Genomic DNA, 16,596 nt, shown 5'->3' on the forward strand with positions numbered 1-16,596 from the left:
CCGCATTACACAATCAATTTCGCATTGTGGAATTTCATATGAGCTGATTTTGATATGGGAACGCCGGATGCCGGGATCAATTCATTGTGCAAATTTTATCAAGGATGCACATGAAAAAGGAGCCGCAAACCAGTGTTTGCGGCTCCTGTGATGTGATGAAAAGTCCCTATATATCAGTCGATTGCCCGCTTACGTAAATCGGCGAGGAAGTGTTCGACCGCTTCATCAAGTGACTGGGCTTCTTCGACCAGTTTTTCCGCAGAATGGGCCAACTGGGTGGTGCCCGAAGACACGCGACCGGCATTCTGGTTCACTGTTTCGATACGCTGTGAAACCTCGGCGGTGCCATCAGCCGCTTGCTGGACGTTGCGTGAAATTTCACCGATGGCAGCGTGCTGTTCTTCGACCGCCGCAGCAATGGCGGTCGAGCTATCGGCAACGCGGGCGATGGTTTCGGAGATCAGGCGGATCGCCTCGACCGCTTCGCCGGTTTCATTCTGAACAGACAGGATCTGCTGATTGATTTCCTCGGTTGCCTTGGCAGTCTGGTTGGCAAGGTTTTTGACCTCGCTTGCGACAACGGCAAAGCCCTTGCCGGCATCACCGGCACGCGCGGCCTCGATGGTGGCGTTGAGTGCGAGCAGGTTGGTCTGTTCGGCAATGTCGCCGATCAACTGGGCAACGTCACCGATTTTCTGGGCTGCTTCGGCAAGTCCGGTCACGGTCTGATTGGTGCGGGTGGCCTGATCATTGGCCTGATTGGCAATGTCGGCGGACTGGGCGATCTGATGGGCGATTTCATCAGAGGAAGCTGTAAGTTCCTCGGTCGCGGCCGAAACAGTTTGCACGTTGGTCGATGTCTGGGTCGTGGCAGAAGCAACAGCTGCTGAAAGCTGGCTGTTGGTGCTGCTGGCTTCTTCCATGGTCGAGGTGGCCAGTTTCATTTCCGTAATGGAACCCGAAATGGCATTGATCAGAACCTTGACCCGCTGTTCAAGACTGTCGGCCATGTCGGTGATGTCCTGACGGCGTTGCTTGTCAGCCTGTATTTCAAGTTGTTTCTGACGTTCCTGCAGTTCGAGGTTTTCGACGGCCTGTTGCCGGAAGGAAACCACCGTACGCGCCATGTCGCCAACTTCGTCACCACGATTCTGGCCTTCGATTTCGCCGCTCAGGTCGCCACTGGCAATCCGGGCCATGCGGGCAGACAGCTTTTTCAAACCAACCGTGATATTGCGGCCGATCGCAATGGATACGAAGCTCATGATGGCGAGGATGATCGCAATCATAACAAGTACCAGAATTGCCTGTTCCCAGAAGGCGGTATCGACATCGTCAATATAGATCCCGGTGCCGATGATATGCCCCCAGGGCAGGGTTGCTGCGTAGGACAGCTTTTCAAACAATTCTTCCTTGGGCATGTTGGGCTTTGGCCACCAATAGGAAAAGAATCCGCCACCGGGTTGCTGGCCAACTTTCAGCATGTCCTGGATGATATAGGATCCTGTCGGATCCTGAACCTTGCTCATATCCGTGCCGACAAGGGCGGCATTCGCGCCATGCATTGTCGAGATACCCTTGCTGTCATAGGCAAAGAAATACCCGGTGCCCTCATCAAATTTCGATGCAGCCGCTGCGAAATAGAAGGCGGTCTGGGCGTCTTCCTGACTCAGCTCGCCGCTGTCAACGCGGGCCTGATATGCCTTTGCTGAACTGAGCAGCATTGCTGTCGTGGCCTGAATCTTGTCTTTGCGGTCTTCCAGAAGAGCGTCGCGCAGGGCGACAAGCTCGAAGGCGGAAATCGCCAATAGCGCGATCAGGGATAATATTGAAAGGCTGGCGACCTTTTTGCCAATCCGGATGTTTTGGAGCATGTTCTGTACCCGTTTTCCTGCTGTTCCGTCCTAGCCAAGGTACAGGTGTCTATACCAAAGCATTGTTATTTGTCTAAATGAGTGGTTCGGCCTGTTAAAAAGTATAGGCATGTTCCTTGCTAAATTTCATCAACTATTTGAAACGCTTGGTTTAATATCTGATTGTAATGTTTCTATTCTGTTGTGCTCGGGCGATCTGGCGCACGCAGACCGCTAATCGCATGCAAATATGTTCTGGCGGTCGGGGAAATAAAAAACACCCGCCGGAACCGGCGGGTGTTTTGTCTGTGCAGGCAGTGCGTGCGGTCTGGAAAGCGGGTGATCAGCCCAGATTTTTGCGCAGGAATTCAAGCGCCAGTCCGAGACCTTCCTCGTCAATGCCATGTTGCAGGTTCGGGCGTTCATGAAGGGCAACATCAATGCCGTTTGCGGCAAGGGTTGTCTTTGCAATCCGAGATGCCTCGATCGGGACGACCGGATCGGCAGTGCCGTGAACCAGAAGAACCGGCGGGCGTGACTTCAGTTCTGCGCCAAAGGCTGCATCGCCAAGAAGGGCGCCCGAGAAACCGACAACACCGGCAAGCTGTTTGGCACGGCGCGGGGCGGTCTGAAGCGACATCATGGTCCCTTGCGAGAACCCGACAAGTGCGACCTTGTCCTCGGTCAGGCCATGGGTTTTCATCAGGTGATCAATAAAGCCGTCGACAAAGGATGCACTTTTATCGGCACCTTCGGCCATGGCAGCAAGGGCACCGGACATGGTTTCTGGCGTGCGGCGGAGAAATTCCGGATCATATTCGGCGAGACTGAACCATTGACGGCCAAATGGCGACATTTCGCACGGGTAGGGTGCATTGGGGGAATAGAAGCTGGTATCGGGCAGGGCACGTGCGAGATGTGGCGCCAGACCAATCAGGTCATTTCCGTCAGCCCCGTAACCATGCAGCAGGACCACAATGTTTTTGGTTGTGCCAGATGCAGCAGGCAGGGTCGGACCAGATAATAAAGTGTCGGTGCTCATTATAATTTTCCTGAATAAACCTTTCCCCCTGATTAGCAACGGAGCGGTCAGACGACCAGTCATTTTTGTCATATCGACTGTCGGTCAGCTTTTGGTTCTTCGGGAATTGCAATTTGCAAGGCCATCCTGTGGATAAGTTTGTGGATGGAAAGGGGCGTATAGGCGAAATTTACCAAATTTGCCGCCGAATTATCGTCTGAACGCGCCGATATCTATCCGTTGGTATCGGTTTTCAGAAAATGACCTTATGCGGTTGGTCGGGTTTGTGAAATATTATTTTCTGTTTAAAAACAGTGATCTGCGTTGGCTTCTGGTGAAGTTTCAGTTTTTGGTATTCCGAAAAATTGTCGAAAATTCCCCAAAATGAAAATCATCATGCGCGAAATGATAGGTATGACTCCCGGTCACATTCAACGATGTGGATTTTTTGAGCTGGTATAATCAAAAAACCTGCCTTTTGCCGTTGGCTTTTCTGTGCCACAAGAAATCTTCCGGTTCGCCGGAGCGCCCCGTATCAAGATAAATCTAGAGGCCCGTATGAACCGCCCGCGCCGCTGGTTCGGTAAAGGGGATCGACGCGTTCTGTCGTTGACCCTGCCGATTATTCTGTCCAATGCGACTGTGCCGTTACTTGGAGCGGTTGATACTGCCGTGGTCGGTCATCTTGACAGCCCGCACTATATCGGGGCGGTTGCCGTCGGGGCGCTTGTCTTTTCCTATGTGTTCTGGAGTTTCGGCTTCTTGCGCATGGCGACCACCGGGCTTGCGGCACAGGCTTATGGCCGGCGTGATCCCGGTGGCGTGCGTGCGGTCTTTGCCCGAGCCGCCCTGATTGCGATTGTCGTCGGGCTTGCCGTGATGGTGCTGCAATGGCCGATCATTGAACTGTCGATGTCGCTGATTGCGCCGACACAAGCAGTCGAGGCCGCAGCACGGGATTATTTCCATGTCCGGATCTGGGCGTCACCCGCGACCCTGATGCAATATTGCATGCTGGGCTGGTTATTGGCGATGCGGGACAGCCGGGCAGTGTTCATTTTTCAGGTGGTGCTCAATTCGCTGAACATCATTCTGGATATCCTGTTTGTGCAGGGGTTCGGCTGGGACGTCAAAGGGGTGGCCGGGGCGACCGTTATTGCCGATTATTCCGGCGTGGTGCTGGGCTGGTTTTTGATGCAGCCGCATCTCAAACGTCTTGGCGGCACATGGCGGGGGATCGGTATTCTGGACCGTAGCCAGATTGCCAGGCTGATGAAGATCAATGGCGATATCTTTATCCGGACCATGGCGCTGACATCGGCCTTTGCGCTGTTCACCAGTTTCTCGGCCCGGTTTGGCGAGGTGACGCTTGCTGCCAATGCCGTGTTGCAGAATTTCCTGATGTTCGGATCATTCGCCCTTGATGGCTTTGCCCATGCGGCTGAAACCCTTGTCGGGCAGGCGTATGGGGCAGAGCGGCGCAAACAGTTTCTGTGGGCAGTGCGCAAGACCACGATCTGGGGCCTTGTTTCCGCCGTTGCGATGGTAATTGTATTTGCCGCCGTCGGACCATGGATCATTGATGCGCTGACAAGTATTCCCGAAGTACGCGATGCGTCCTATGAGTACCTGTTATGGGCGGTGATATTGCCAGTAACCGGTGTTCTGGGATTTCAGTTTGACGGGGTGTTTCTGGGCGCGATGCAAACCAAGCACTGGCGCAATATGATGCTGGTGTCTGTGGGGATTTACGGCCTGATGGCGTGGGGAGCCGTTGCGATGGGCAGTAATCATTTGCTATGGGCGTCGTTTAACGCCTTCTTCCTGCTGCGCGGGGTGACGCTTGCCATCCTGTTTCCGACCATTATTCCCGACAGGCGTGCGGCAGCGGTGTAAGGCTGGACTGTGTTCGGATGCGAGGTGCGGTGTGGGGGCCGGGGTCTGGGGCAGGCCTCGGAGCAGTGTCAGTGCAACGCCAGAGTCAGAGCAGAGCCAGGACGTAACTGGAGCCGGAGCAGAGATAGAGTGTCTTGAACATGTGGTTCGAAGTCCCCGCCTGCGCGGGGATGACGGTGCCAGATGGTGCCAGATGGCGCGTTCCATGTTCTGGCGTCAGGCCTGCGATGGCAGGCCGTCATTGATCAGTCGATGTCGGAAACCGGAAGGGTGGTGCTGTTCTTGACTTCGTGCAGGGTGAAGCTTGATTTCATGTTGGCAACACCCGGAAGCTTCATCATCACTTCGGACAGGAAGCGCTGATAGGAAGCCGGGTCTGGCACGACAATACGCATCATGTAATCCTGATTGCCGACCATGGCATAGCAATCAACGATTTCCGGATGAGCCTGAACGGCGGTTTCGAACCGGCGAAGCGACGGTTCGTCATGCTGGGTCAGGGACACAGTGACAAAGACATTCACGCCGAGATGCAGATGGGCCGGATCAAGCAGGGCGACATATTTGCGAATGACGCCGCTTTCTTCGAGTTTGCGAAGTCGCCGCAGGCAGGGCGAAACAGACAGGCCGACCTTGTCCGCCAATTCGACCATGGAGATTCGCCCGTCTTCCTGAATTTCACGAAGAATTTTGCGATCAATTGCGTCGAATCCGTTGCGCGCCATAGCGTGCCACACTCCTTTGGGTCATAGATAGCCAGATAGCATTCGGTCCATTAAGGATCGAATTGCGTTGGCAGATTTTGCCAAATTTCGAACTGGCTGTAAGTATTTTCTGCTGCGCGATAAGCCATGACTTCGGGTTTCTGTCAATCTTTGCGTAGTCGAACGCAGCATTTTTTACGGTGCGGGACTGTATATGAATGAAGTCATAGCGCGTGCTTTGATGCCTGCTTGGGTCTTGCAAGAACTAATGAATAACAGTATGTCCTTCAATTCCTTGGAATGCTTGGGTTTAGTGTAATTTCCCTCGCACCTGCAGCGGAACTTATCATTGCCGCGTGCCATCTGTGCAGTGTAGTATAATCGTACCAATTTACTTATTTTGATTGTGGTTATTCTCCTGATCGGAAGCCGGGGGAGGTTGGCAAGGCCAACCACGTTACAGAAAGGCATATAAGGTGGACGCTGCGCAAAATACGCCGGGATATAACCTGGTTACGATTGGCGAGCATAAAATCAATATTCGTCCGGCGGTTCTGGAAGACCTGCCAAATGTTGTCGGTCTTGATGACCGCACCACAGGTTTGCGTAAACCCGAATATTGGGACGATCTGTTTACCCGTTATGGCAACCGCAAGGATTCCCGCTTTTTTCTGGTGGCAGAGGAAGAGGGCACGCTGCTTGGCTGTATCTTTGGGGAAGTCCGGTCCTGGGAATTCAATTCCGTACCGTGTGGCTGGGTCGGGACGGTCAGTGTCGAGCCGGATCTGCGCATGGGCGGGATCGGCACCATTCTGTATAACGAAATCTGCCGCTGTTTCCGCAATGCCGGGGTGACCAAGGTCCGTACCATGATCCCGCGCGATGCCACCGACCTTATGTCGTTCTTCCGGTCACAGGGCATGATGGCCGGCCCGTTCATCCAGCTTGAAACCGATATGGAAGAGGGGGCTTAAGCCATGATGTCCTTGCAAAAGGCAACCCTGTTTGCCCTCTATGCCGTGCTTGAACTGGCCGAAGATACCGACCGTCAGCTGTCGGCATCGGAAATCGCCGAGCGGTATAATATCTCGACCAATCATCTGGCAAAGGTTCTGCGTGATCTTGGCCGCGCGGGACTTGTTGAGTCCGTGCGTGGTGCGGGGGGCGGCTATCGTTTCTGTGGGAATGCCAAGCGCACGACGCTTCTGGATGTGGTGCAACTGTTTGAGGAGGTCGGTACCGGCCCGTCCAACAGCATTGTCCAGAATACCAATGCCGGAAATGCGCTTTCGCTTGTCATGGACGAGATCGAGGAGATCACCCATGCGACGCTGCTTTCAATCACGATTGAAACCATGCTCAAACTGATGCGCAAGCGCCGCCCCGAAAAGCCGAGTTCTACCGGATTGTTCCGCGCCGTTTAAATCAGGTTGCATATCGCACAATAGAAAAAGGCCGTCAGACTGTTCTGACGGCCTTTTGTCTTTAACAGGTTTTCTTTGGACGGACTGTCCGGCCTAGCCTTCGCTTGGGGTCGGTGCCGTATCAGCAGCTTCGGCGCTTTCCGCAGCTGCGGCCTTTGGGGCTGCTTTTTTGCGCGGACGACGCGGAGCGCGTTTTTTCTCAGCAGGCTTTTCTGCAACCGGCGCTGCTTCTGTTTCTGTGCTGGCCGAAACAGGTGCCTCGGTCGCCGGGCTTGCATCGGCTGCCGGTGCTTCGTCAGCGGCCTTTTTAGGCGCGCGACGCGGCGTTTTGGCGCGCGTGGTCTTGCCCGTCTTTGTCGATTTTGCCGCCGCCTTGCGTGCAGGGGCCTTTTTCGGCTCCTCTTTCACGTCTTCGTCGTCGGTTGACTTGCGACCAAGGCTTGATGCCGGAACTGCTGTTAGCAGGAAAGACGGAACGTGATCGCCAAAGCCGACAACCGGTTTGTCATCACGGTCGTCACGATCACGGCGATGATTGCGGTTGTTGCGATCATTGCGGTCGTTACGATCCGCGCGTTCGGTCCGGTCATGACGTTCGTGGCGGTCATGATTGGTTCTGGCTTCGCGTGCCGGTGCCTTGGGAGCTTCTTCTTCCTTGGCGACAGCCGGGGCTTCCGTCTGGGACTTTGCCGGGGCTTCCGGTTTTGCACGCTCATTCGATTTTGCCGAACGGGCCGGTTTGTCATCGCGGGTGTTTGATGACTTGCGGCTTTTCTTGTTGCGACGCTTCTTGCCGGTGAAGTCCAGCTCAAGCGTTTCAATGCCTTCAAGGTCGGTCAGCGGAATGTCGATATTGATCGTCTTCTGGATTGCCGCGACCAGCTTGCCGTCTTCAGGCACGGCAAGGGTAAAGGCCTTGCCGTCGCGGCCTGCACGACCGGTACGGCCGGTACGGTGGACGTAATCTTCGGAGTTGAAAGGAACGTCGAAGTTAAAGACGTGCGATACATCGGCTACGTCAATACCGCGTGCGGCAACATCCGAGCAGACCAGCAAAGTGATCTCGCCGGTTTTGAATTTCGCAAGCGTTTCGGTACGTTCGCTTTGTGCCAGATCGCCATGCATGCGTCCGGCATTAAAGCCGTGCTTGGTCAGAGATTTGAAAAGGATGTCGACATCCTTTTTGCGGTTACAGAATACGAAGGCGTTCTTGACGTCTTCGGCACGGATCAAACGGCGAAGTGCTTCGCGCTTGTCCATGTCATCCATGACCACAAGTTTGTGTTCAACCGTTGATGCCATGCTGGATGGGCGGGCAACGGTGATTTCCTTTGGATTGGACAGGAATTTGTCGGCAAGACGACGGATCTCAGTGGGCATGGTCGCCGAGAAGAAAAGCGTCTGGCGCTGCTTGGGCAGCATATTGACGATCTTTTCGATGTCGGGGATGAAGCCCATGTCGAGCATGCGGTCGGCTTCGTCGATCACAAGCAATTTGCAATCGGAAAGAAGCAGTTTGCCACGTTCAAAGGTATCAATCAGGCGGCCCGGCGTCGCGATGATCACATCAGCGCCTTTTTCCAGGATCTTGCCCTGTTCGACAGCAGACTCGCCGCCGATGATCAATGCCTTCGACAAAGACATGTATTTGCCATAGGTGTCGAAGTTTGCCGCTACCTGTGTTGCAAGCTCGCGGGTCGGTTCCAGAATGATGGAACGCGGCATACGCATACGCGCGCGGCCATGATGCAGGATATCAAGCATCGGCAGGGTGAAGCTGGCAGTTTTACCCGTACCCGTCTGCGCACAGCCCAGAATGTCGCGCGCCATCAGCACCGACGGAATAGCTTGAGCCTGGATCGGGGTGGGGGTGTCGTAGCCGGCGTCTGCGACGGCTTTGAGGATATCTTCGCTCAGACCGAGATCGGCGAAATTCATATGGTTCGTTTTCCCGCAATAGAATGCGTTAAGTTAAGCGGATATGCAAAAATCTGTTTGCGTCGTAAAGCTAACCCTTAATTAAGTCAAGAAAAACGCCGCAAAATTCGCTTCGAAAACCGATAAACACCTTGTTGAGAGGCTTGTTTGCAACAATTTGGCGGCGTAACCTGTCTAAATAGATAATGCACAGGGGAGAAAAGCCGTGCTGATGGATGCAACGCGTGCAAGTTTGCTGGTTATCGATGTTCAGGAAAAACTCTATCCGGCCTGTCAGGAGCCTGAACAGATCATCGCCAATTGCTGCTTTCTTGTGAAATGCGCCAATCGGCTGGGTGTTCCGGTGATTGTCACCGAACAATATCCCAAGGGCCTTGGGCATACGGCAAAACCCATTCTTGATCTGATCGAAAAGCCAAGCGATGCGTCAGAAGGCGGAAATGTGGTTTCCAAAGTGGCGTTTTCAGCCATCCCCGCCGATGGCTTTATCGAGAAAATGGAAGAAAGTCCGGGCCGTGATCAGGTGGTGGTCATCGGCATGGAAACCCATGTTTGTGTGTTGCAGACCGTGATGGAACTGATCGAGCGTGGCCGCGAGGTTTATGTGGTTGCCGATGCGGTAACATCGCGCAGCATGTCAGACAAGATTTTCGGCCTTGAACGCATGCGCGATGCCGGTGCAAAGATCGTGACGCGCGAAAGCGTGATGTTTGAATGGCTGCGCGTGGCGGGTACCCCGGAATTCAAGGAATTGAGTGCGCTGATCAAATGATATCCCGACCGGATCAGAATATCGGGCACGCATCAGCCGATGGCGTGCCCGTTGTGTTTTTATCGGGCATGCTGGCCGATCAGCGCATGTGGCATCAGGCGCTGACGGCTTATGATGATCTTCGCGACGTCAGAAAGCCCGCCATTGTACCGGTATTTTGCGAATTGTTTGATCAGGATACGGTATCGGATATGGCACGTGCGGTGCTGGAAGCCGTACCCGAACGGTTTGCGCTGGTGGGTATGTCGATGGGCGGATATGCCGCCTTTGAAATCATGCGCCAGGCCCCGGAGCGGGTCAGTCACCTGATGCTGGTCAATACCCGGGCAACAGCCGACAGCGAGGCGGTACGACGCCGACGATTGTTGCTATCGCGTTTCGTGACAGCCAGGCAACCGTTTGTCGCGGTCAATGAAGGGATGCTTGACGAGATGCTGCATCCTGATAATCGCAATGATGAGACGCTGGTTTCACTGTTGACCGCAATGGGTGACGCCTGCGGGGTCGGTGTGTTTGAACGCCAGAACCATGCGGTAGCCATGCGCCCGGACAGCATGGCGGATCTTGGCGATGTTATTGTGCCCTGTAGCGTAGTTGTCGGGACCCGCGACCGGATCATCAGTCCGGAAAGCCACCGGGAGATGGCGGATGCTATTCCCGGTGCGACCTATCACGAAATTGCCGGGGCCGGACATTATATACCGCTTGAACAGCCGGAAATTTTCGCCAGTGCGTTGCTTGATCTTCTCGTGCGGTAGGGCGGGATTTTTTATATGTTGCGGGCAACCCATTCTTCGAGCATTTCCCTGATTGTCTGATCGGCAGGTTGCTCACGGGTGAAAGCCCACCATATGTGTGCCCCTTGCCATATGCTGGCCATTTGCCAGCCAAGCTTTTTTCCTTCTTCGGGCTGCTTCGACAGGCGGCGGCCAAGTATTGCGGCAAGGTGATGTCCCCAGGCAGCCCCGCGTGCGCGAAGTTGCGGGTTGCGGATGTCTTCATGCAGAACCAGCAAGCCGTTGCTGGTGTCCCGGTCTGCTGTTTCCGGCGGCATCAGGCGCAGCAGAATTTCGATTGCACCATTCGGACCTGGTGGTTCTTCCTGATCCGCTGCATGCGTTTCAGCATCAAGCCGGTCCCAAGCGCGGAGCAATGTCGCAAGGAGCAGAGCATCACGCGTGCCGTAGCGTTGCACAAGTGTCGCTGGTGAAAGGCCGCAGGCTTTTGATGCCCGGGCAAATGTCAGGTTTGACGGTCCGGTTTCAAGCACGGTTTCAAAGATGGTGTCGAGCACCTGATTGTCGGGAATTGTCTTGTTTCTTGCCATGATTATTTATAAACGTATATTCATTTATAAAACAACGGAGATTTTGTCATGGCAAGAATTCTTGGGTATATCGCAACCAGTCTTGACGGGATGATCGCGGACAGAAATGACAATCTCGATTGGTTGTTTGCATATGACGGGATGGATCTTGGTGCATACGATTACAACAAGTTCATCAAGCGCATTCAAACCCTGGTGATGGGGCGGGCAACCTATGACTTTGTTGCAAGCCAACCGTCGGAATGGCCTTATCACGGAAAGCGGGTAATTGTGGTCACATCCCGTCCGATTGATAATCCCGTCGCGGATATTGACGTGCGAAGTGACGTTGACGCATTGATCTCCGAGCTTCGTTCTTTTGATGATGGGGATGTCTGGATGCTGGGCGGTGGAAAGCTGCAAATGGCATTCATCGAACGAGGCGCACTCGACGAAATTGAAATTTACGTCATGCCGGAAATACTGGGTGGGGGAAAACCGCTTTTCCCCCAGACAGGTTTTCGCTGCAGTCCGACATTGATCAGCACGCAAATGCTTGATCGCGGATGCGTGCGTTTGCATTACCGGTTCTCGCCAGCAGGCTGATCGGGGACTGATCGTTTCGGCTGCGCGGGCTAGCAGTTCGTGATGAACGGGCTGCAACGGCGGTCATCATCGTTGCTGCGGATCTGGCGCGGGAACAGTTGGAAACTGAGCACGGCTGCATTGTTAAACAGCTGTTCCTCGAAGTTTTCCTTCACAAAGCGCGCACGGGTTTCGGAAATTACACTGTCTCCGGCACAAAAGCCGAACCGGACAATCAGGCGATCCGAAATGTCTTCCATCCCGCCGGTTTGTGGATCGGTGCAAATCGCATTGCCAAAGGTGTTCTGGGACGGATTGACCACGGCAACCAGACGGTTTTCCGGTTTGATGGTTTCATTGGCGGCGATATCGGCGGGATCGGTCACAAAACGCAGACGCGGCGCATAGCCGTGATTGGACAAGGCATCTGTCCATGTTTTTGCCGGAAGGGCGTTGGCGGGATCAACGACCTCAAGCAGCATGACGTTGCTTGGTGCGCCGGCGGTCTTGAAGCTCCACACTTCTGAGACCTTGTAGTTCGGCGCTTCTATCAAGGCGGCACCACATCCGCCAAGCAACATTGCAGTCGTTGTGATGGCGGCAACGGAGAGTCTGGAATGTTTGCGCGTGTTCATTGGACAAGTCCTTTGGAAGCGTTCCGGTGCAATCTACTATACGGCAAGGTCTGGCATATCCGATCACAAACGGCCGGGTGCACAAGGTTGCGATCACAGTGAAAGCCGCATTGTTTGAAAAATTTACGGCGATGTGATGGCGATTATATCCATGAAAAAACCCGGCTCAAAGGCCGGGTTTTGACATACTCGATATGGTGCAATCAGACGTCGATATCCTCGACGAAGCGGGCATGTTCCTGAATGAACTGGAAGCGCAGTTCCGGTTTTTTCCCCATCAGACGATTGACCAGATCCTTGGTCTGTCCGCGTTCATCGGGTTCGGCCGCATCGGGCAGGGTGACACGCAGCAATGTACGCTTTTTATGCGCCATTGTGGTTTCACGCAGCTGCTGCGGCGGCATTTCACCCAGACCTTTAAATCGGGAAATCTCGACCTTGTTCGGGTTCTTGAACTCGGTATTGAGGATGACTTCCTTCTCGGCGTCATCCATCGCATAGATCGATTTACCACCCTGGGTCAGACGATAAAGCGGCGGCATGGCCAGATAGAGGTGGCCGCTTTCGATCAGACCAGGCATTTCCTGATAGAAGAAGGTCATCAGAAGCGACGCGATATGCGCGCCGTCGACGTCAGCATCGGTCATGATGATGATGCGCTCGTAGCGCAGGTCGTTCAAACGGAAATCATTACCAGAACCGCAGCCAAAGGCTTCGATCATGTCCTTGATTTCCTGGTTGGCCATCATCTTTTCATAGGTCGCCGACGCAACGTTCAGGATTTTACCGCGCAGCGGCAGGACAGCCTGCGTTTCGCGGTCACGGGCCTGCTTGGCAGAACCACCTGCCGAGTCACCCTCGACCAGGAAGATTTCAGTGCCAGCGGCAATTGAACGCGAACAGTCGGCAAGTTTACCCGGCAGACGCAGGCGGCGCGTTGCCGACTGACGCTTGGTTTCCTTTTTCTCCTTGCGGCGCTGACGTTCCTCGGCGCGCAGGATGATGCGTTCAAGCAGACGCTTGGCGTTTTCGGTATCCCCGGTCAGCCAGTGGTCAAAATGGTCACGGACCGCGGTTTCAACCAGCTTGGTCGCGCCCTGTGTGCCCAGCTTTTCCTTGGTCTGGCCCTGGAATTGCGGGTCGGGGATAAAGACCGAAAGCATCACACAGCCGCCACCAAAGACGTCCTCGGCGGTGATGGCGGCGGCCTTTTTTTGGCCGGTCATATCACCATAGGACTTGATTGCCTTGGTCAGGGCATAGCGGAAGCCCGCTTCGTGCGTCCCGCCAAGCGGGGTCGGGACGGTGTTACAGTAGGAATGGAAATAGCCTTCGCCGCTTTCGGGCCAGCCGATTGCCCATTCAACACGACCGGGGCTATCGGAAAACTTGGCTTCGCCTGCAAAGGGACGTTCGGTCACAAGGTCGCGACCCTCAAGCGTCATTTCCAGATAGTCGAGAATACCGTTCGGGAATTTCAGGACTTCCTGCTGCGGGGTCGGGTCGTCACTTGTCAGAAGCAGCGGGTCAACCGACCAGCGGATTTCAACGCCCTTGTAAAGATAGGCCTTTGATCGCGCCATGCGGAAGATGGTTGCGGCCTTGAGCTTCGCCCGTGCACCGAAAATCTCGGGATCGGGTTTGAAGATGACCGTGGTGCCGCGACGGTTGCTGATCGCGCCGCCATCCTGAAGCGGCATTTGCGGTACACCGCGCGAATATTCCTGAAACACCATCTTGCGGTCACGGCAGACCTCGACACGGAATTTTTCAGTCAGGGCGTTCACCACCGACATGCCGACACCGTGCAGACCGCCGGATGTTTCATAGGCCTTGCCCGAAAACTTGCCACCCGAATGCAGGGTGGTCAGAATGACTTCGAGGGCTGATTTATCCGGAAACTTCGGATGCGGATCGGTCGGAATACCACGACCGTTGTCGCGGACAAGGACTGTGTTGTCCTGTCTGAGTTCCAGTTCGATCCAGTCAGCATGGCCTGCGACCGCTTCGTCCATCGAGTTATCAAGAATCTCTGCGACCAGATGGTGCAAGGCTGCATCATCCGTGCCACCGATATACATACCGGGGCGTCTGCGAACAGGCTCCAGGCCTTCGAGAACCTCAATATCCTTGGCGGAATAGGCTTTGTCTGTTGATTGGTTTGAATCTTCAAAAAGGTCGGTCATGCCCCGGAACGCAACTTCTTTTAATTGTGTTAAAACAAGGTCCAACAACGCATATCTGTTTCTCGATATTGAGCGTTGGATGCCTCGGCGCTAAACGAGTACCATATGTCCACTGGTCTGTGCCATATGTCGGTTCGCACAGCCCATAAAAATGTGTTTTCAGGTTCAATGCAAGTAGTGGTCTTGACCATAGATCACATTTTTGCGGCATTGGCGCAGAAAATCGAGACCGGGAGGTCCAATAAAAAAATTGGCCCGTCTTTATCGACAGGCCCGAAACAGGAGTGAGCCTGATGGCGACAGCAAATGAGCAGAACTTGATGAGTGAAAACACCATGCCACGGGGCGATCTTTGTACCCGCACCCTTGCCATGCCCGCCGATACCAACCCGAGCGGGGATATTTTCGGTGGCTGGCTGATGTCACAGATGGATATTGCCGGTGGTGTTCTGGCCAGCCAGGTTGCCGAGGGCCGTATTGCGACGGTTTCTGTTGACGGCATGACCTTCCTGCGCCCGGTTTATGTCGGCGATACGGTTTGCGTCTATGGCGATATCGAACGGATCGGCAATACATCCATCGTGCTGCATCTTGAAGCCTGGGTGCTTCGCCGCAACCAGCCGCCACGCATCAAGGTCACCGAGGCAACCTTTACCTTTGTCGCCATCGACGCCGAAGGCCGCCCGCGTCCGGTGCGTAAGGATGAGGTTGCGGTTTAAGGCTTGATCTTCTGAAAAAAAATTGAAGGAGCTCCGCCATGCAAAACCGGTTTAGAACACTTTTGCTGGTCAGTCTGGTTGTCGCGGGCGGGGCTTTGTTTTCAGGTGGTGTGGTAACGGCGGGACAGGCCGATGTGATTGCGGCAACAGCCACCCGATCAGCAGATGGAACATATCAATTCACGGCGACACTTGCCCACGCCGATAGTGGTTGGGATCACTATGCAAATATGTGGGAAGTGATTGGACCGGATGGCGCAGTGCTTGCCGAGCGCGAATTATTGCACCCTCACGTCAATGAACAACCTTTCACACGAGGCCTATCGGGCGTCAAAATCCCGGATGATGTTCATAATGTTATTATCCGGGCGAGAGATATTGTGCATGGATGGGGCGGGGCAGAAGTAAAACTTCAACTGCCGATGGAAACCGGGCAGTAGACATCTGTGAGCAAATGAAACGAAAACAGGGCAACTCGTGTGGAGTTGCCCTGCCTGTTTTGACGTTTTGCGAAGCCTGAGTTACCAGCTTGCCTTCGCAACCCGGATGAAGTTTTCACCCATGATTTTGTCGACGTCATCGGTCGAATAGCCGATGCCAATCAGGGCGTCGGCAAGGGCAGGGAGCTTTTTGGGATCAAACACCGCTGCACCACCTGCGCCGGGGCCATAGCCGCTGGTGACCGGCCAGTAATATGAACGGTCAACACCGTCGGGGAAGTCGTTACATCCGGCGACTTCGGGCATGGTATCAAGGCCGATGCCGACATGGTCGATACCGACGAGATCAACCGCATATTTGATATGGCGGACCATGTCCGGGACTTCGGGTTCGTTGGGCGATTTGATGAAACGCTGGAAACCGCAAATGCCGATCACACCGCCGGTATCAGCACATGCTTTGATCTGTTCATCATCGACGCAGCGTTCATGACCACCAAGGACCTTGGGATTGGCGTGGCTGAACACCACGGGCTTTGATGAAACGCGCATGATATCAAGCGAGCTTTGCCGACCGGTATGCGAGCAATCCATGATCATGCCGCTGGCATTGACCGATTTGACCATTTCCACACCAAGGTCGGTGAGTGGCATATCTACATCGTGACAGCCGCCCGCGACCGAATTGTTGCGGTTATAGGCAAAGTGGATTTGCTTGACGCCCAGTTTGGCAAAAACCGGGATCATTTCGGGCATGTCTTGGAGCATGACCGATCCTTCAAGATCAAAGCCGACACCCAGCAGGCCTTTGGATTTGGCGATGGCAAGATCGTCAAACTTTTCGATCTGCATGTATTTGTCAGGGTGGGCTGCGATCTTGGCCCGGAAGGCGGCAATCACACGCATGATGTGGGGGATGGTGTTCATATCCATGCCGACATTGACACAGACATAATCCACATTGCCCTTCACATACTCATCAAGCAGGCTTTCGGGCGTCTTTTCATCAAGCGGCAGACAGGCATGGGCATCCCAGGTGAAGCTGGGGCGATAGCTTGCCGGGCGTGAGGGATTGGTGGCAATCGTCATTCAATCAGGTTCCCGTATTCAGGTATTG

At 54.4% G+C, this 16,596-nt stretch carries 15 protein-coding genes and 1 pseudogene; 8 read left to right on the plus strand and 8 right to left on the minus strand.

Annotated elements, in window-relative coordinates; translation table 11 throughout:
• Window positions 1-173: 173 nt before the first annotated feature.
• Window positions 174-1,874, minus strand: a complete 1,701-nt coding sequence (locus tag WA318_RS08805; protein ID WP_336080630.1) for a methyl-accepting chemotaxis protein — start codon at window positions 1,872-1,874, stop codon at window positions 174-176.
• Window positions 1,875-2,196: 322 nt separating this feature from the next.
• A complete protein-coding gene (locus tag WA318_RS08810; protein WP_336080631.1) occupies window positions 2,197-2,895 on the minus strand; it encodes an alpha/beta hydrolase in 699 nt (232 codons plus the stop codon).
• 537 nt (window positions 2,896-3,432) lie between these two features.
• On the opposite strand from WA318_RS08810, the gene WA318_RS08815 reads away from it, so the two are divergent.
• A complete protein-coding gene (locus tag WA318_RS08815; RefSeq protein ID WP_336080632.1) occupies window positions 3,433-4,770 on the plus strand; it encodes an MATE family efflux transporter in 1,338 nt (445 codons plus the stop codon).
• 245 nt (window positions 4,771-5,015) lie between these two features.
• Here the strand turns inward: WA318_RS08815 and WA318_RS08820 are convergent, their stop codons facing one another.
• The gene (locus tag WA318_RS08820) at window positions 5,016-5,495 is read right to left on the minus strand and encodes an Lrp/AsnC family transcriptional regulator (protein WP_114100017.1); all 480 of its coding nucleotides are present in this window, start codon (window positions 5,493-5,495) and stop codon (window positions 5,016-5,018) included.
• Window positions 5,496-5,950: 455 nt separating this feature from the next.
• On the opposite strand from WA318_RS08820, the gene WA318_RS08825 reads away from it, so the two are divergent.
• Window positions 5,951-6,448, plus strand: a complete 498-nt coding sequence (locus WA318_RS08825) for a GNAT family N-acetyltransferase (RefSeq protein WP_114100016.1) — start codon at window positions 5,951-5,953, stop codon at window positions 6,446-6,448.
• Between the two features lie 3 nt (window positions 6,449-6,451).
• Entirely contained in the window at window positions 6,452-6,898 is a 447-nt protein-coding gene (locus WA318_RS08830) for an Rrf2 family transcriptional regulator (RefSeq protein WP_114100015.1), read from the plus strand.
• Between the two features lie 93 nt (window positions 6,899-6,991).
• On the opposite strand, the gene WA318_RS08835 is transcribed toward WA318_RS08830, so the two are convergent.
• The gene (locus WA318_RS08835) at window positions 6,992-8,836 is read right to left on the minus strand and encodes a DEAD/DEAH box helicase (RefSeq protein WP_114100014.1); all 1,845 of its coding nucleotides are present in this window, start codon (window positions 8,834-8,836) and stop codon (window positions 6,992-6,994) included.
• A gap of 211 nt (window positions 8,837-9,047) precedes the next feature.
• Here WA318_RS08835 and WA318_RS08840 point away from each other — a divergent pair, with 211 nt between their 5' ends.
• Window positions 9,048-9,608, plus strand: coding sequence for a hydrolase (locus tag WA318_RS08840; protein WP_114100013.1), 561 nt, complete (start codon window positions 9,048-9,050; stop codon window positions 9,606-9,608).
• A complete protein-coding gene (locus WA318_RS08845; protein ID WP_336080633.1) occupies window positions 9,605-10,366 on the plus strand; it encodes an alpha/beta fold hydrolase in 762 nt (253 codons plus the stop codon). Before WA318_RS08840 ends, WA318_RS08845 begins: the two co-directional genes overlap by 4 nt.
• A gap of 11 nt (window positions 10,367-10,377) precedes the next feature.
• Here WA318_RS08845 and WA318_RS08850 read toward each other — a convergent pair whose 3' ends face one another.
• Complete coding sequence (locus tag WA318_RS08850; protein WP_336080634.1) at window positions 10,378-10,935, minus strand: hypothetical protein; 558 nt, start codon at window positions 10,933-10,935, stop codon at window positions 10,378-10,380.
• Window positions 10,936-10,983: 48 nt separating this feature from the next.
• On the opposite strand from WA318_RS08850, the pseudogene WA318_RS08855 reads away from it, so the two are divergent.
• Window positions 10,984-11,463 (plus strand): annotated as a pseudogene (locus tag WA318_RS08855) (dihydrofolate reductase family protein); the annotation flags it as partial.
• 86 nt (window positions 11,464-11,549) lie between these two features.
• Here WA318_RS08855 and WA318_RS08860 read toward each other — a convergent pair.
• Together WA318_RS08860 and parE are read right to left on the minus strand one after the other, a co-directional pair.
• Window positions 11,550-12,134: a hypothetical protein gene (locus WA318_RS08860; RefSeq protein ID WP_336080636.1), complete on the minus strand. Its 585-nt coding sequence runs from the start codon at window positions 12,132-12,134 to the stop codon at window positions 11,550-11,552.
• Between the two features lie 203 nt (window positions 12,135-12,337).
• Window positions 12,338-14,320, minus strand: a complete 1,983-nt coding sequence (gene parE / locus WA318_RS08865; RefSeq protein ID WP_114100007.1) for a DNA topoisomerase IV subunit B — start codon at window positions 14,318-14,320, stop codon at window positions 12,338-12,340.
• A 293-nt stretch (window positions 14,321-14,613) separates the two neighbouring features.
• On the opposite strand from parE, the gene WA318_RS08870 reads away from it, so the two are divergent.
• Together WA318_RS08870 and WA318_RS08875 are read left to right on the plus strand one after the other, a co-directional pair.
• Window positions 14,614-15,039: an acyl-CoA thioesterase gene (locus tag WA318_RS08870; protein WP_336080637.1), complete on the plus strand. Its 426-nt coding sequence runs from the start codon at window positions 14,614-14,616 to the stop codon at window positions 15,037-15,039.
• Window positions 15,040-15,077: 38 nt separating this feature from the next.
• Window positions 15,078-15,479, plus strand: coding sequence for a hypothetical protein (locus WA318_RS08875; RefSeq protein ID WP_336080638.1), 402 nt, complete (start codon window positions 15,078-15,080; stop codon window positions 15,477-15,479).
• A gap of 81 nt (window positions 15,480-15,560) precedes the next feature.
• Here the strand turns inward: WA318_RS08875 and WA318_RS08880 are convergent, their stop codons facing one another.
• Window positions 15,561-16,568: a dipeptidase gene (locus WA318_RS08880; protein ID WP_336080639.1), complete on the minus strand. Its 1,008-nt coding sequence runs from the start codon at window positions 16,566-16,568 to the stop codon at window positions 15,561-15,563.
• Window positions 16,569-16,596 lie beyond the last annotated feature (28 nt).

This window comes from Thalassospira sp. CH_XMU1448-2 (genome assembly GCF_037027285.1).
GTDB classification, from domain to species: Bacteria; Pseudomonadota; Alphaproteobacteria; order Rhodospirillales; family Thalassospiraceae; genus Thalassospira; species Thalassospira profundimaris_C.

Excerpts from the sequence above, each read along its gene's own strand:
- WA318_RS08805 (WP_336080630.1), bottom strand. The coding sequence starts at position 1,874 with ATGCTCCAAAACATCCGGATTGGCAAAAAGGTCGCCAGCCTTTCAATA.
- WA318_RS08810 (WP_336080631.1), bottom strand. The coding sequence starts at position 2,895 with ATGAGCACCGACACTTTATTATCTGGTCCGACCCTGCCTGCTGCATCT.
- WA318_RS08815 (WP_336080632.1), top strand. The coding sequence starts at position 3,433 with ATGAACCGCCCGCGCCGCTGGTTCGGTAAAGGGGATCGACGCGTTCTG.
- WA318_RS08820 (WP_114100017.1), bottom strand. The coding sequence starts at position 5,495 with ATGGCGCGCAACGGATTCGACGCAATTGATCGCAAAATTCTTCGTGAA.
- WA318_RS08830 (WP_114100015.1), top strand. The coding sequence starts at position 6,452 with ATGATGTCCTTGCAAAAGGCAACCCTGTTTGCCCTCTATGCCGTGCTT.
- WA318_RS08835 (WP_114100014.1), bottom strand. The coding sequence starts at position 8,836 with ATGAATTTCGCCGATCTCGGTCTGAGCGAAGATATCCTCAAAGCCGTC.
- WA318_RS08840 (WP_114100013.1), top strand. The coding sequence starts at position 9,048 with ATGGATGCAACGCGTGCAAGTTTGCTGGTTATCGATGTTCAGGAAAAA.
- WA318_RS08845 (WP_336080633.1), top strand. The coding sequence starts at position 9,605 with ATGATATCCCGACCGGATCAGAATATCGGGCACGCATCAGCCGATGGC.
- WA318_RS08850 (WP_336080634.1), bottom strand. The coding sequence starts at position 10,935 with ATGGCAAGAAACAAGACAATTCCCGACAATCAGGTGCTCGACACCATC.
- WA318_RS08860 (WP_336080636.1), bottom strand. The coding sequence starts at position 12,134 with ATGAACACGCGCAAACATTCCAGACTCTCCGTTGCCGCCATCACAACG.
- parE (WP_114100007.1), bottom strand. The coding sequence starts at position 14,320 with ATGACCGACCTTTTTGAAGATTCAAACCAATCAACAGACAAAGCCTAT.
- WA318_RS08870 (WP_336080637.1), top strand. The coding sequence starts at position 14,614 with ATGGCGACAGCAAATGAGCAGAACTTGATGAGTGAAAACACCATGCCA.
- WA318_RS08875 (WP_336080638.1), top strand. The coding sequence starts at position 15,078 with ATGCAAAACCGGTTTAGAACACTTTTGCTGGTCAGTCTGGTTGTCGCG.
- WA318_RS08880 (WP_336080639.1), bottom strand. The coding sequence starts at position 16,568 with ATGACGATTGCCACCAATCCCTCACGCCCGGCAAGCTATCGCCCCAGC.